This is a genomic window from Flavobacterium inviolabile (assembly GCF_013389455.1).
Classification (GTDB): domain Bacteria; phylum Bacteroidota; class Bacteroidia; order Flavobacteriales; family Flavobacteriaceae; genus Flavobacterium; species Flavobacterium inviolabile.
The window spans coordinates 1214909-1230453 of record NZ_CP058278.1 but is presented as its reverse complement, the minus strand read 5'-3'; the positions used below and the strand labels follow the sequence as shown (position 1 = coordinate 1230453).

Below are 15545 nucleotides of genomic sequence, written 5' to 3'. Positions count from 1 at the left end.
CGTTTTAGTAATCGTTTTTAGAAATTTCACCACTCGCTATGGCTTTTGCCGAAGAAGTGCCGATTCGTTTTACACCCAAAGCAATCATTTCCAATGCCTCCTGATAGGTACGTACACCACCGGCCGCTTTAACAGATAGCGGGAAAGCATTTTCGATCATCAGTTTGATTGCCGGAACCGTGGCTCCGTTTGGTTTTCCTTCTTCCGTTTTGTAAAAACCGGTTGATGATTTTACAAAAACCGATTCGTATTGCTGTTCTTTAAAGTTGGCAATGACAATATTTTTTATCAAAGCCGAAAGCTGTACAATCTGATGATCGTTCAGTGCCGCAACTTCAATAATCCATTTTACAATTTTATTATGGAAAAGTCCTAAGCGTGTACATTCCAGAACCTGCTTTTTCACCGCATCCACTTCACCGTTTTTAAAGGCTTCATAATCGAGTACAAAATCCAGATCATCCGCACCGTCTTCTATAGCCTGTACCGCTTCCGTCAGTTTCTCTTCAAGCGTACCGTTTCCATTCGGAAAATCGATTACCGTTCCGATCGTAAGATTGGATTTCTTCTTTGTAATCATTTTTTTAGCCAGCGCTACCCTGTCCGGTCTGATCATGATCAGTTTAAAACCTTCTTCAATTGCCTCCTCAATGAAAGCGGTTGCGATTTTTATATTTTCTTGTTCGGAAACTCCCGCCTGTTCGGCAGTTTTCAAATAGGTCGAATCTAAATAATTTCTAATATCCATGGTATAAAAATAAAAAAATCCCACAGAAGTGGGATCGTTATATGGTAATTAATTTGGTCTTCTGTTTTTTATCTTTTCTAAAAAATACAAAACAATTACGGCAAACAAACCTCCTGTACTATTGGCTAAAACATCCATGATATCTGCCGATCGTGTTTGGGTAAACAGTCCCTGACAAATTTCAATGGCTACCCCATAGGTAAAACCAAGAAGAAAAACCGTAATCAGTTTTTTATTCAGCGTCCACTGGTTCTGTTTTTTATCTAAAAACTTAAACCAAAAAAAGGTGAACAGGAAGTAAAAAACAAAATGAACAAACTTATCCTTATTTGGAATATCAATTCCGGTGTTATCATTAAACGTGATCAGACAGGCAATACCTATAAAAAGTGACCAGAATAATGCTAACCAAAGACTTAGTTTAGGCACCGATTAATTCTTTATAGGCATCACTGGACAACAATGAATCGAAATCAGCCACATCGGTAACTTTCACTTTAATCATCCATCCTGCTCCGTAAGGATCCGTGTTTACTTTTTCAGGTTCTGACTCTAATGAATCATTGAATTCAATAATCTCTCCTGTTAAAGGCAAGAACAAATCCGAAACCGTTTTAACCGCTTCAACTGTTCCGAAAACTTCATCTTTATCAAGTGTCTGATCTAAAGTTTCAACTTCTACATAAACGATATCTCCTAATTCTTTCTGAGCAAAATCAGTGATTCCTACCGTTGCAATATCGCCTTCAAGGCTTACCCATTCGTGGTCTTTTGTGTACTTTAAGTTAGATGGTATATTCATTGTGTTTATTTTTATTGGCAAATGTATATTTATTAGTGATAACTATAAAATCTTTTCTTTATTAATTTCCGAAGTTATAGCGCAATGTGAACCCGGCACGAATATTCGTCATTGGGAACGATGTTGAAATAACCGCCTGAGAGAACGAATGATCATAATAGAAAATCGCTGTCAGGTTTCTGCTGAACATATAATCGGCTGTTAGTTTTAGTGACCAGATATCCTGACCTCCTGCCAACTGGTTGTTATCATAATCCAGGTAACGGACAATCGTCTGGTTCTGACGTAATGATAAATCGGCTTTCAAGTTAATATCACTCTTAATGACACCCATTGGATTATCGGCCAGTTTGGAGTTGATCGTTACATCTTTGAAACGGTATCCCAATCCTACGATATATTCATTTCCTTTTACTTCTGTCAGCAATCCGTTATCAAAACTCAACGATAAGCTTCGGTCTTTTTTCATTTCCGCCAAAATCTTGAATGAGTTTTTCATTTCAAAATCCACTCTCATTAACGGGTTGAATTGTTCCACTAAGTTAACATTCGATACTATGGTTTTTACCGGATAATTCTGTGTGGTCTGATTCACAACATCCGGATTGGCATCATATTCAAAATTCGAACGGAAGGAGTTTACCGTATAGGACGCCCGGTATCCATGCTGTAAAGAGAAACGTTTGAAGTTATCTTTAAAGAATTTATAACGCATTAATCCGGTATATTTCACGGTCCAGTTCGGAATCGGAACATCACGGAAAATTCCTGTCGACACACTGGATGCATCCGCTCCGGTATAGGCCGCTAAGAATGCCGGCAACAATACTGCCTGGCTGTTTCTTCCGAATCCTTTCGGGAAACCGTCCGTACCAATATTGGCAGGGTTCGTTAAATCGATTCCTCTTTCTTCTGCCAAACGGTTTGCAATGACCAAACGGTTACTTCTAAAGTCATTAAATGCTGCCGAGAAGTTTTCATCACTTTGTGAGAACGCCGTTTTAATCAGCACCGTCGAAATGGAGAAGTTACCAAAATCGTATGGCGAACGGGAATTATAATTACCATAAGCATCAACATCATATTGCTCAGAGAAATTCTGTGCATAGGTTCTGTTGGCATTCAAGTCGATTTTTAAATCCGGGAATAACTCTACCTGAGCGGTTACATCAAGGATTTTATTTTTAACCTGAGTAAAGCTCTGATTGAATTCCGGATAGTTGGTCAACCAGCCGTTTCGGGCCGCTTCATAACGAACATCCGACTGACTACCCATAATAAATCCAAGTGTAGGCTGCATCGTTCCGAAGAAACCGATACTTGGCAGGTAACCCGGAAGTACCGTACCACCATTTTCGGTATAATTGATCTGGATGTTTTTCACACTGGTAGCCACGCTGATCAAACCGTCTAAAATCAGATTTGGCTTGTTGTCAACCGGAGCATCCAGTTTAGTGATCTTCTGACCCGGAACCGGTTTCGGCGCTGGTCCTGCCGGTTTCGGTGCCACTTTTTTACCTTGCTTGGTCAATCCGATATATTTATAGAAGCTGTCCATCGTTAATACCGTGTTCAATCGGTGGGAACCGGCATTCTGAATGGTGTTTCCTAAATCATAGCCATCAATAGAAGAGAAAGCATCGGAAGAACGCTGCCAGTTGTAATCACCGGTATACGTATAGGTCGATTTCACAAAGCTTAAGAACGGCAGTTTATTTAACGGCAGGTCATAGTTGATATTCAACTGCTGCGTGTGATTATTCGGTTCTCCGATATCGAAATAGCTGTCCCAGATCGTATTGTTCGGATCCGGAATTTTATTTTCATCCAGATAGTTTCTCACGATATTATTGGACGACGCATTGTAATTGATACGCAATGATTTTGTCAGGTTATAGTTAAAACCATACTGGTAGTTGAAGAAGTAATTTCTTCTGTATAACGGATCAATCGCAATACCTTCAACACCATCTACCTGACGGAATTGCTGTCTGTTGTACTGACGTAAAATTGTCGAACTGAATGAAATATTAGTCGGAAGGTAGTTAAAGTTAAAATCGCTCAACATTTTCCAGTAACTGCTTTTCTTCATGAATTTCGTATTCTTTAACGGTTCAACCGCTTTCGGTTTAAACGTAAAGGCATAGTCGGCAGATGTTTTTACCTGCTGATCCAATAAATTCTCTACTTCAAAATCATGGTGTTCCGTTTCGTTAAAGGAATACGATAAGGTAAGGTTTTCCGGGTCGTAAACGTGTTGTTTCTGTTCCGGAGCCCTGTCTTTTTTCACGCCGATAAAGTTAATACTCTTCCGTTTTGTATAGTCGATCGCACGGTTACGGATATTGTCTTTTTCAGCACCGTCAGCCGTTACATCCAGCAATTGCTGTAATTTAATATCCTGGTTGAACGGATCATATTCCGGCGTGATTATCTCTTCACCGATACCATAGTTGAATGGCAGGTTGATTCCCCATTTCTTCGGTAATAATTTACCCAGGTTAATATTGGTAACGATATTATACTGTTTAACATCTTCACGGCTTCTTTCATTTGGTCCCTGTTCCAGTGTTCCGAATCCAACGGTACTCATTCTACCGGTAGCCGAAATGTTCATTAAATCGGCAAAGTTGGTATCCAGATTGGCAATAGCCGCCATACCGCCTTTGTTGTCCATTTCCGACATGCGCAGCTCGTTGAACCAAACTTCTCCCCTTACTTCCTGGGTCGAGATATTTTTCAATCCGACCATTAAGGTTCTTACCATACCGAAATTCGGATTCCCTTTTATACCCAGCGTTAATTTATTCACTTTGGCAGACAAGGACGGATCCAGGATATCTTCCCGCACATAGGCAATTCCGGTAAGCGGGTCTGCCGGTACCGGCAGATTATTCTGTAAAGCCAATACTTTTAACTGTGTCAGCAATTCCAGTCGTAAATCGATTTCATTTTCAAGCGGCCAGATCTCTTCTGCCGAACGGGCTGAAAAAGCCGTCGGTTTTAAAGGAATCTCCACCTGGTAGAAGTTTTGTGTAAAGTCATTACCAAAACGGATGAAAGCAACCATCTGATCGGCCATTAACGGTTGTGTTTCTGCCGGTGGCTGCAATGCTTCTGCGTGCAGGAACATTCTCAGTTTTTTAAACTGACGCATGTCTACACTAACATTTTTAAACACCGCTCTTGCATCACCCGGTTCCAATCCGCCTAAGCCCGGAGATCCGGCCTCTTTTTTATAGACTCTTAGGGAAAGGGCCTGCTCGTTTTGGTTAATGATCGTATTGTTGTTATACAATTGCTCTCTGGTAACTCCCGGAGGGGTTACATAAGGAATTGGCGAACGGTTTCCGTTTTCCTGGATGTTTATCGCTACAACATCGAATCCGGTGTTGTCGTTTTCATTTTGTTCTTGTGTTTCGTTAGGATCCAATGTATTGGTATAACGTCTCCATTCTCCTCTAACCAGGTCTAAAGCTCCGAAACGCAATGTAATCTGATCGGAGAAGTTCGACATGAACATTCTCATAAAACGGATCGAACGGAAATCGGAAATTGTTCCTTCACGGTTAGCATCTGTTGCTTCCAGAATCGGGATTTTATACAGGATCCATCTTACCTGTCCGGTACCGCCATTGGCTAAATCCACGTTATTGTTGATTCGCACATCGGCAATAAAGTCCTGTCCAACCGGTACATCGCCCGGATAGTATTTAATAGGCACTTCAAATTTCCAATAGGCATTAATCGTATTCATGGTATTGTCACGATTAATATCTTCCACATCCGGTAAGGTAGTCGATCCTCTGTTTGTATCGGACACGGCTATCGGTGAGTTTCCTTGTACACCGTTGTAGTTTCTGTAACGCTGGATAATATCACCCTGTGCATTCAGGAAGTATTGGTAGTTATCTGCAGCCGGATCGGGATTTCCAGCAAATGCCGGGAATTTAGCCGCTTCTTCTGCATCATTTAAACCGTCGAATCCGACATCCTGTGCCTCACGGTTGTTTTCATTGGTATCGAAAGCATAGATCAGGGATTGGGAAGCCGGAACGTTACCCCAAGGTCCCTGCGGCTGTACCAATATCTGATTTGGTCCTAAACCGTTTTCATAGAACTTTCTTCCGTCTTTTAAAATATCTTCCGAAATTTCTCCTAAGTTGAATGTCAGTTTTCCTTCATTGGTAAACAACGACGGGTTATTGGCGCCGTAATAAGGGTCCATCATCCAAAACTGGATGTATTCCACATTCGACTGTTCGAAGTTGGTCGAGTTAATCGCTCTCATGATACCACCCCAGTTGTTTTGCGGATTCGCCAAAGAGTTATCGGCCGGATTCGCAAGCGTACTAAAGTTATAAGGTCCTCTCTCACGAGGATAGTATGTTAAGTCTAAAGTGTTCACAACCGTACTTTGTCCCTGGGCAATATCGGTAACCGGGTAAAGTTCCTGGCTGAAAATTCTACGGGTTCTGTTTGAAGAAATATCATCTACAGATAAACCTGCCGGTAATTGTGACGAAGCATAAAATGTAGGGTCAATAGAGTACCATGACAATTTCGCTCTTCTGAAGCCATAGTCCGGAGCAGCTAGTTCATCGCCGTAACCAACCGGTGTACTGGCTAATGACCAGGCCTGGGCCGAACGCATGTCTATAGTTGTCTGTGAACCTTCAAAGTCATCAATATAGGTTGTTGCTTCTCCGTTAAACTGGTCGGCTGTTGAAGCGCCCGGTTGCAGGTAAGCAATTTCTCCTCTAAAGGAAAGATTGGACGGTACATCTGTATCCACATTCGGAAGCTTGTTTACCAATCGGGTAAAGAATGGTACTTCTGTAGAGAAATTAGTATTTAATCCGAAGATCGTATTGTTAACGGATTCCTGTCCGTAGTTTGATTTTTGCGTGAACGGACGTTCCGATAGTCTCAGGAAGGTACCGCCTACCAGGAATTTATCCGAGAATTTATGTTCTACGTTCAATCCGTAGAAACGTCTTGTCTGCTGTCCGAAGATGGCATTGTTTTCCAAAGTTACTTCAATCGGAATGCTGGATGCCTGTAAAGAAGGGTCCAGAATCTGAACACGACCTCTCTGGTAATCAACCGTAAAATCGACACCTTCCACCAATCTTCTTCCTCCGGCTGTTACCACAACAGATCCCTGAGGAACGTTAAAGGCACCAATTGCAATACCGTCGCCTCCGGAAGATTTGAATTTACCTTTTAACTGGAATTTATTTTTATCGCTATCCTGTAATGCGCCTGCCTGTGTTGTTTTATAGAGGTTTCTAAAAACATATTTTTTCTGGTTCGCATTATAGTCAGATCCATTGTTTGGATTCCCAGTATAATCTTCTGTTGGTGATACTTTCAGTTTCTCGAATAGGTGTTTACCAAATGGTTCTACCGTGGTAAAGATAATCCGTCCGTTTTGCTGATCTACCGTAATACCCGGTACAAAGTCGAAGAAACCGTCTCCGCCAACCTGCGGGTCATTGGTATAATTCAGACGATCCAGGTTAAATACTTTAATCAACGGTGTATTTTCCACATCTGCCGGTAAAGGAACCGAAGGTTGTGACACCCCTCCTGCCGGAGCCTGAGTGATGTAATTTAACGGGGAAGGATCGGTATATAAAATATTAAAACGGAAATCTTCCTGTGTTAACTGGAAAGCTCCCGGAATCTGGTAGATATTTTTCATCATCAAATTCCAGACAGGCTGACTCACATTGGTCAAACTACTTTTCAACATCTTAAGGATAAGACTCTGTGTGTTTACAATTGGCTGATCGCCCTGGTTTGCTCCCGGCTGTACCACGGTACCGTCAATACCGTCTGTACCGAATTCTCCAACCTGAAAAACCTGATCGCCCATTGTATACTGGTAAGCTACCGCCAATACTTCATCGTTTGCCAAACGCTGGTTTAAGGAGATATATCCCAACTGCGGATGGAAGGTATATTCGTTTGAAGTCAGTTTTCTGGCATTTTCCAGTTTCGCAAAATCTTTTCCTTCAACAGCGGTATAAGCCGGAATATTAAAGGCTGTATTTCCACTGGAGATTTCCCTGATGCCCGATCCCAAATAGTTCGTACCGATATTTGCAGGGTTGAATTTGTTATTTTTATTGTCTACTGGCGATCCCGGCGGCTGGTTAAAAAATCCTGCCGAAGGAATACCGATAATATCCGTATCATTAACGCCCATCTGCTGTGCCTCCCCTAAATCCTGCAAGGCCATGATGTTTCTAAGGTTATTGTCTGTAGTACTAACCCTGTTCTGTTTGTTCGTTACCCAAACTTCCACACGGGTAATCTGTACACGGCTGTTGATTTGCGGATAGGGTTTTAAAGCATCGTCATAGCGGTTTCTAAAATACTGTGACAGGAAGTAGTGTCTGTCTGCATCATAATCCATTGCGAATAACTGGAATTCCTGAATGGTTCCTCCGCCCTGGGCCGTAACCGTTTTGGTTTGCGATTTTTGTTCCGAGAAAACTCCCGTTACAGTTGTTTTTCCAAATTGGAATTGGGCTTTAACCCCAAAAAGACTTTGTGCTCCACGAATCAGGGAGCTGTTTAATGGTAAGCTTACGTTACCAACTTCTATTTTTTTGATGATATCATCTTCACCCGGAGCATATTCCAGTTTGATTAAGTTCTGGAACGCAAAGGTTGATTGGGTATCATAATTGGCATTTACGTTTAACCGGGTTCCTACTTTCCCCTGTAAACTCAAACTGATCCGCTGATCGAAATCGAATGTAAATGTCGATCTGTTTCGGGGTGAGAAAGCCGGATTATCCTGTTTGGTGTACCGCATTCCCAAATCGACTTCTACGGAACCTAGCGGTTTCACATCGATGGTATTCCCTCCAAAAATGGCTTCGAAGAAGCTTGAATTCACATAATATCTTGGTAATAAATCTTTTTTAGCATTTTCACTTCCGGCTTTCTTGCCGTCAATCGCACTTGATTTTTGCTTGAAATAATCCCGCATTGATTCTCTCAAAACCAATTCTTCATATTCCTGTGGCGTTAGTATAATAGGGTAGTTAATATTAAAACCGTCAAAAGTTTTGGTATAGATATACCGATTCGTAACCGGATCATAGGTATAAGCCTCCAGAATGCTTTTGGGATTCGATATATTAAGTTTCCCTAAGGATGCCCCAGTTTTAATAGAATCTTGTTCTTCTTCGTCCACCTGAGCTTGGATAGAAAAACAAAAGAATAAAACCAAAATTGTAAATCCGGTCTTTGTCTTCTTAAAAAAATCATGAGAGTAAAATGTTTCCAAGAATTATAAGTTTTTTAAGGCTAGTTTAATGATTGACTCCACAGAAGCATCGGGATTGTCCTTTACAATTTTATCGACCACTTTTTCGGCTGATTTTCTCATAAATCCTAAAACCTCCAAAGCTGATAACGCTTCATTTTTATTTGTATTGCTTTCTACAGCAGAAACTTCCTCCAGATTATAGACTTTTAGTACTTTATCTTTCAGGTCCAATATGATACGCTGCGCCGTTTTAGCGCCAATTCCCTTAATGGATTGAACGGTAGCGACATCATTACCGGCTATAGCATGAATGATTTGCTGAGGTGTTATGGAAGACAGCATGGTTCTTGCTGTACTTGCTCCCACTCCTGAAACGGAAAGTAATAGTTTGAATAGTTCTCTTTCGGCTTTTTCCATAAACCCAAAAAGTGTATGGGCATCTTCTTTTACCTGTAGAAAAGTATAGAGCTTTATGTTTTCTGAATTTGGCAATAACGAAAACGTATGGAGCGAGATATTTATGTGATACCCTACACCATTACAGTCTATAATTACCTCTGTTGGCGACTTTTCAGTTAGTCTCCCTTGAATATGTGCAATCATAATTACGTATTCGTTATTACCAAAAATAAGAAAAATCTTTTATTATCCTAATTTAAAAGGGATAAGTGTCAATTTATCCGATTTAGACCAAATTATCGTTTGGCTTGTTTTACCCTTTTTTCTTTTTCCTGAGCGTCCACTACAGCTACTGCTGCCATGTTTACCATTTCTTCCACACTGGCACCCAACTGGAAAATATGTACCGGTTTGTCCAAGCCCAGCATGATTGGTCCGATAGAAACCGCTTTATCCAGCTCTTTCAATAGTTTATAGGTAATATTCGCAGCATCCAGATTAGGGAAGATTAAGGTATTCACCTTCTTATTCGCTAATTTAGAGAACGGGAATTTGCTTTTCAGCATGTCGGAATTCAGGGCAAAATCGGTTTGGATTTCTCCATCAACAATTAAATCCGGGTAGTTTTTATGTAAATAGGAAACGGCCTCACGAACTTTGGAAGCACTTTCGTTTTTAGACGAACCGAAATTCGAGAAGGACACCATGGCAATTACCGGTTCCATTCCGAACATTCTTACTGTTTTTGCAGTCATTAAGGCAATTTTCGCCAGATCTTCCGATGACGGATTCGGGTTAATTGCCGTATCGGCTAAGAAAAGCGGTCCTCTTTTGGTCATCATCAGGTTGGTAGTCGCCACTCTGGAAACACCATGTCCTTTTTCAATAAGTTCCAGCATTGGTTTTACAACCGTTGGGTAACTTCTGGAATATCCGGTAACCAAAGCATCTGCCTCGCCTTCGTTGATCATCATCGCGGCAAAGTAGTTACGCTCTCTCATCCATTTCTGAGCATCCAGCAAGGTTGTCCCTCTTCTTTGTCTGCTTTTCCAGTATGCTTCTGCGAAACGATTTCTTCTGGCTTCTTCTTCTTTTGTTTTCGGATCAATGATCAGTACTTCCTGTTCAAAGCCAATTTCTTCCATCAGTTCCTGAATGGTTTCTCTGTTTCCTAACAAAATAGGTTCACCGATTCCTTCTTCCGAAACAATTTGTGCTGCTTTCAATACATCCAAATGATCCGCTTCTGCGAAGATGACTTTTTTAGGATCTATTTTAGCACGGTTAATCAGCAATCGCAGCATTTTATTATCGGATCCCATTCTTTCCAGCAATTCCTCGCTGTATCTGTCCCAGTCGGTGATTGGTGCTGTGGCCACTCCGGATTCCATAGCAGCTTTAGCTACTGCCGGCGGTACCTGCGCAATCAATCTCGGGTCGAATGGTTTTGGAATGATATAATCCCTTCCAAAGTTTAGTTTTGTTTCGCCATAAGCGATATTCACCTGCTCCGGCACCGACTCTTTCGCTAAATTAGCAAGAGCGACTACCGCAGCTTTTTTCATTTCTTCATTAATTTTAGTAGCACGAACGTCTAAAGCACCTCTAAAGATAAAAGGGAATCCTAAAACGTTGTTCACCTGGTTAGGATGGTCCGAACGTCCGGTTGCCATAATAATATCTTTACGGGTTGCAATCGCCAGGTCATAATTAATTTCCGGACGCGGATTAGCCATCGCAAACACAATAGGGTTTTCGGCCATACCTATTAACATATCCGGCGTTACGATATCGCCTGATGACAGTCCGATAAATACGTCTGCACCCAGCATCGCATCTGCTAAAGATACATATTCTTTATCTGTAGCATACACCCGCTGCATTTCCGAAATCTTCGGATCGTCTTTACGCAAGGCTCCTTTACTGTTGAACATGACAATATTTTCCTGCTTCACGCCAAAAGAAACGTATAGGTTAGCACAAGCAATTGCTGCCGATCCTGCACCGGAAACAACCACTTTTACTTCGTCCATTTTTTTCCCGGCAAGTTCAACGGCATTTAATAAGGCGGCACTCGAAATGATAGCCGTTCCATGCTGGTCATCGTGCATAACCGGAATATTCAATTCTTCCACCAGTCTTCTTTCGATTTCAAAAGATTCCGGTGCTTTAATATCTTCCAGGTTAATTCCTCCAAAAGTCGGAGCAATATTTTTTACGGTTTCAATAAATTTATCAACGTCTTTTGTATCAACTTCAATATCAAAAACATCAATATCTGCAAAGATTTTAAACAAAAGTCCTTTCCCTTCCATTACCGGTTTTGAAGCTTCCGGTCCGATATCACCCAAGCCCAAAACTGCTGTTCCATTTGAAATTACAGCTACTAAATTTCCTTTAGCGGTATACTTATAAACATTATTTACGTCTTTCTCAATTTCCAAACACGGTTCTGCTACTCCAGGAGAATAGGCTAAAGCCAGGTCTCTTTGTGTTGCATATTTTTTAGTTGGTACCACCTGGATTTTTCCCGGTGTCGGTTTAGCATGGTATAATAAAGCCTCTCTTCTTTTGCTGTCTTTATGCATAGTTTTTTATTTTACTAACAGACAAAGATAACGGTAAGTGTATAATTTTAGAAACTTTTAACAGCGAATCTTTTAAAAAAACACAACCCTCAAAAAAGCACAAAGGGCTGCCTGAAAAGACAACCCTTTGAGATACAATTAACTAAAATATTAATTAACAGTCATTCCAATCACTTCTTCTACATAAATAACGCATTTTGCCGTTGGTAATGTCGCTACCGTGCCGCCCGGATTAATGAACATAAATTCCACTCTCCAGAATTTATTGTAGTTCACATCGTCAACGGTAAGGGTGTATTGCCGTTTTTCACTGGTGCTTCCGCCGCCCGCCTGGATAAATCCGGATTCACCCCACCATGCCCAGGAGTTAGCAGGCAATGTCCGGGTATTGGGATTCGCCAGATTCGCAGCGGTATTGATAACCGTTCCGGAAGTATAGTTAATGGTTCCGCTGCCATTTCCGTAGTTCATAGCAGCAAAACCCGTTAAGTCGATATTCGATACTGTGTTATTCCGGATCTGAGGTGAAACATTTTCACTGGTCGTTCCACTTACAATATTGGGACTTAACAGTATTCTGAAAGAGAAATCACCAACATTGATACCGTTAGTACTTTGACCGGAGTACGGCCCGACATAGGCATAGGTTTTGATTTTAGCATTACTGCCGTTTGAGTTGGATGTTTCTGCGATATTGACCCATTTTGTACCGTTCCAGTAATGGTAGCCAACCGGCAGTTCATCATCTGTTCCAACGGCAACTGCTGTTGTATTATACACCATCAGGCCTACAGCCGGGTTGGGTATCGTGGCAATATCAGCATTCCCGGATAGGGATACCCGTGATAATAATGTTCCTTTGTTGTTTCCGGCAACATCCAACATAGCCGACTGATCCGGTGTTGCTGTTCCGATTCCTACCTGAGCAAATACGTTTACACAAAAAAGTATTAAAAGGGATACTAAAATTTTTGGGGGACTTTGTTTCATAGGATTATATTTATTAAAATTACTAAAAATTGCTTATTTCTCAAATTTTAGAAAATAAAGCAACTACATTATTAATAAATATAACAAAAAACAGACCAATAATGTCAAGTTTTTATTAATTTAACAAATACTTATGCTATCCGTTTAGTCTTTCAGGAATTTCAGATTCCGAACCAGTCCCTGGTGTTTTGTTCTTTTAACGGCGGAGTTTTTAAATACTTTTCTGAAGGTGTCTTCCGTTATTTCTTCCCAATCTTTTTTAGAAAAAGAGAGTATGTCGCGATTGGGCTGCAATAGCGGTTCGTTATGGGGTTTTGAGAAGCGGTTCCACGGGCATACATCCTGGCACACATCGCAGCCAAACATCCAATCGTCAAATTTTCCTTTGACTTCCGTTGGAATGTTTTCTTTTAATTCGATGGTAAAATAGGAAATGCATTTACTGCCATCTACAACATAGGGTGCTACGATTGCCTGGGTAGGGCAAGCATCCATACAGGCGGTACATTTCCCGCAATGGTCGGTAGTGGCATTATCATATTCCAGATCAAGATCCACAATGAGCTCTGCGATAAAAAAGAAGGAGCCCACCTGTTTGGACAACAGGTTACTGTTTTTTCCAATCCAGCCCAAACCGCTCTTTGCCGCCCAGGCTTTGTCTAAAACCGGAGCCGAATCTACAAAAGCCCTGCCGGACACTTCCCCGATTTCTGTTTCGATAAAGTGCAGCAGTTCCCTGAGTTTTTCCTTTATCACAAAATGGTAGTCTTCCCCGTAAGCATATTTTGAAATTTTATAGCTTCCGAAGCTTTGCTGTTCTGCCGGATAATAATTCAACAGTAAGGAGATAACACTTTTGGCATCATCAACAAGCAGTGTCGGATCCAGTCTTTTATCAAAGTGGTTTTCCATATAGCTCATTTTTCCGTTTCTGTTGTTTTTCAGCCAGTCTTCCAGACGGGGTGCTTCTTCTGCTAAAAAACCGGCTTGCGAAATACCACATGACAAAAAACCGAGGCGTTTGGCTTCGGTTTTGATGAGATCTGTATATTTTGCTTTATTGTTAATCATGGTCTTAAAACAATCCTCCCTGAATATTGGTTCTTATTCTTCCCAGATGTTTATAGGCTTTATCGGTCACTTCCCGTCCCCGCGGTGTCCGGATGATAAATCCTTCCTGAATTAAAAAGGGTTCGTACACTTCTTCGATTGTTTCTCCGCTTTCCGATACGGCTGTTGCCAGGGTGGACAATCCCACCGGGCCGCCTTTAAATTTATCGATTATAGTGGTTAAGATGCGGTTGTCCATTTCATCCAGTCCATGGGCATCGACATTCAGGGCTTTTAGTGAGAAACGGGCAATTTCAATATCAATTTTTCCGTTTCCTTTTATCTGGGCAAAGTCACGAACACGTCGCAGTAAAGCATTGGCGATACGCGGTGTTCCGCGGCTTCTTCCTGCAATTTCAATGGCCGCTTCCATCGTGATAGGCATCTTCAAAATAGAAGAGCTTCTTTGCACAATGGTCGTGAGCAGTTCGGTATTGTAATATTGCAGCCTGCTCTGGATTCCAAAACGGGCACGCATTGGTGCTGTTAACAGTCCGGAACGTGTGGTTGCGCCTACCAGCGTAAACGGGTTCAGGTTAATCTGAACCGTTCTGGCATTCGGACCGCTTTCGATCATGATGTCAATTTTGAAATCTTCCATAGCCGAGTACAGGTATTCTTCAACTATAGGGCTCAATCGATGAATCTCATCAATGAACAAAACGTCACGCTCGTCCAGATTTGTCAGCAAACCGGCTAAATCTCCCGGCTTGTCCAAAACCGGACCGGAAGTAATTTTAATGTTCACATCTAATTCATTGGCCAGAATATTCGCCAATGTTGTTTTCCCTAATCCCGGTGGCCCGTGAAATAAGGTATGATCCAGTGCTTCTCCACGCATGTTGGCAGCCTGAACAAATACTTTCAGATTTTCCAGTACCTGATCCTGTCCTGTAAAATCGCTAAATGACAGCGGTCTCAATTTTTTTTCTAAATCGAGTTCCTCTGCATTATATTTTTGGTTTGTTGGATCTAAATGTTCATTCATGCGGCAAAGATAGAAAATGTTTACTTGCCAAACCGTTTATTCGTTCTTCATACTGCTTTACCGTATTAATGTGCCACAATAGTTTCCCATTCCGGATGCCGTTTGATATAGGCCGCCACAAACGGACATAAAGGGACTAACGAAAAACCATTGTCTTTAATATAGTTCAGTGTTTTGAGCACAATTGCATTCCCCACTCCTTTTCCAGCCAGTTCCGCCGGAACTTCAGTATGGATGAGGTATATTTTTTTGTCTTTTATTTTATAATCAATAAAGGCCATGTAGCCTTCCACTTTCAGTTCAAAGCGGTTTTTTTCCTGATTATTGACTAATTTCAAATGATCATCCATTGTTTTCTTTTTTATTGTAATAAAACGATAAGGCACCCGAAGGACATTGTTCGATCTGATGGATTATTTCTCCGGAACTGGCCTTACGGACTTCGATCCAGGGGGTAATTTTAGGACGGAATACTTCCGGAAGTCCACGAACGCAATTTCCGGAATGTTCACATAATTGTTGCTTCCAAACCACAGTAACTTCTCCGTTGCTGTACTCTTTTACGTTTTCCATAATGTTTTGTTTTTGTCTTTATGAAAGTTACAAAAAAAAGAGCAACAAAACTCATTTTT

General features: G+C 41.3%; 11 protein-coding genes. All 11 read right to left on the bottom strand.

Annotated elements, in window-relative coordinates; translation table 11 throughout:
• Nucleotides 1–4: 4 nt before the first annotated feature.
• The gene (gene deoC, locus HW120_RS05430; protein ID WP_177731689.1) at nucleotides 5–748 is read right to left on the bottom strand and encodes a deoxyribose-phosphate aldolase; all 744 of its coding nucleotides are present in this window, start codon (nucleotides 746–748) and stop codon (nucleotides 5–7) included.
• 48 nt (nucleotides 749–796) lie between these two features.
• Nucleotides 797–1177: a VanZ family protein gene (locus HW120_RS05425; protein WP_177731687.1), complete on the bottom strand. Its 381-nt coding sequence runs from the start codon at nucleotides 1175–1177 to the stop codon at nucleotides 797–799.
• A complete protein-coding gene (gene gcvH, locus HW120_RS05420) occupies nucleotides 1170–1550 on the bottom strand; it encodes a glycine cleavage system protein GcvH (protein ID WP_177731684.1) in 381 nt (126 codons plus the stop codon). Before gcvH ends, HW120_RS05425 begins: the two co-directional genes overlap by 8 nt.
• Nucleotides 1551–1611: 61 nt before the next feature.
• Nucleotides 1612–8856 carry a T9SS outer membrane translocon Sov/SprA gene (sov, locus tag HW120_RS05415; RefSeq protein ID WP_177731681.1) on the bottom strand — a complete coding sequence of 2415 codons (7245 nt, stop codon included), beginning with the start codon at nucleotides 8854–8856 and terminating at the stop codon, nucleotides 1612–1614.
• A 3-nt stretch (nucleotides 8857–8859) separates the two neighbouring features.
• On the bottom strand, nucleotides 8860–9441 hold the full coding sequence (ruvA, locus tag HW120_RS05410; RefSeq protein ID WP_177731678.1) for a Holliday junction branch migration protein RuvA: 582 nt from the start codon (nucleotides 9439–9441) through the stop codon (nucleotides 8860–8862).
• 92 nt (nucleotides 9442–9533) lie between these two features.
• Nucleotides 9534–11825, bottom strand: a complete 2292-nt coding sequence (locus HW120_RS05405; RefSeq protein WP_177731674.1) for an NADP-dependent malic enzyme — start codon at nucleotides 11823–11825, stop codon at nucleotides 9534–9536.
• 150 nt (nucleotides 11826–11975) lie between these two features.
• The gene (locus HW120_RS05400) at nucleotides 11976–12815 is read right to left on the bottom strand and encodes a hypothetical protein (RefSeq protein ID WP_177731671.1); all 840 of its coding nucleotides are present in this window, start codon (nucleotides 12813–12815) and stop codon (nucleotides 11976–11978) included.
• A gap of 144 nt (nucleotides 12816–12959) precedes the next feature.
• Nucleotides 12960–13886, bottom strand: a complete 927-nt coding sequence (gene queG, locus HW120_RS05395; RefSeq protein ID WP_177731668.1) for a tRNA epoxyqueuosine(34) reductase QueG — start codon at nucleotides 13884–13886, stop codon at nucleotides 12960–12962.
• Between the two features lie 4 nt (nucleotides 13887–13890).
• Nucleotides 13891–14913, bottom strand: a complete 1023-nt coding sequence (gene ruvB, locus HW120_RS05390) for a Holliday junction branch migration DNA helicase RuvB (protein WP_177731665.1) — start codon at nucleotides 14911–14913, stop codon at nucleotides 13891–13893.
• Nucleotides 14914–14978: 65 nt separating this feature from the next.
• Nucleotides 14979–15263 (bottom strand): GNAT family N-acetyltransferase, encoded by a 285-nt coding sequence (locus HW120_RS05385; RefSeq protein ID WP_177731663.1) that lies wholly within the window; start codon nucleotides 15261–15263, stop codon nucleotides 14979–14981.
• Nucleotides 15256–15486: a (4Fe-4S)-binding protein gene (locus HW120_RS05380; protein WP_177731660.1), complete on the bottom strand. Its 231-nt coding sequence runs from the start codon at nucleotides 15484–15486 to the stop codon at nucleotides 15256–15258. The genes HW120_RS05385 and HW120_RS05380 overlap by 8 nt, the downstream gene beginning before the upstream one ends.
• Nucleotides 15487–15545 lie beyond the last annotated feature (59 nt).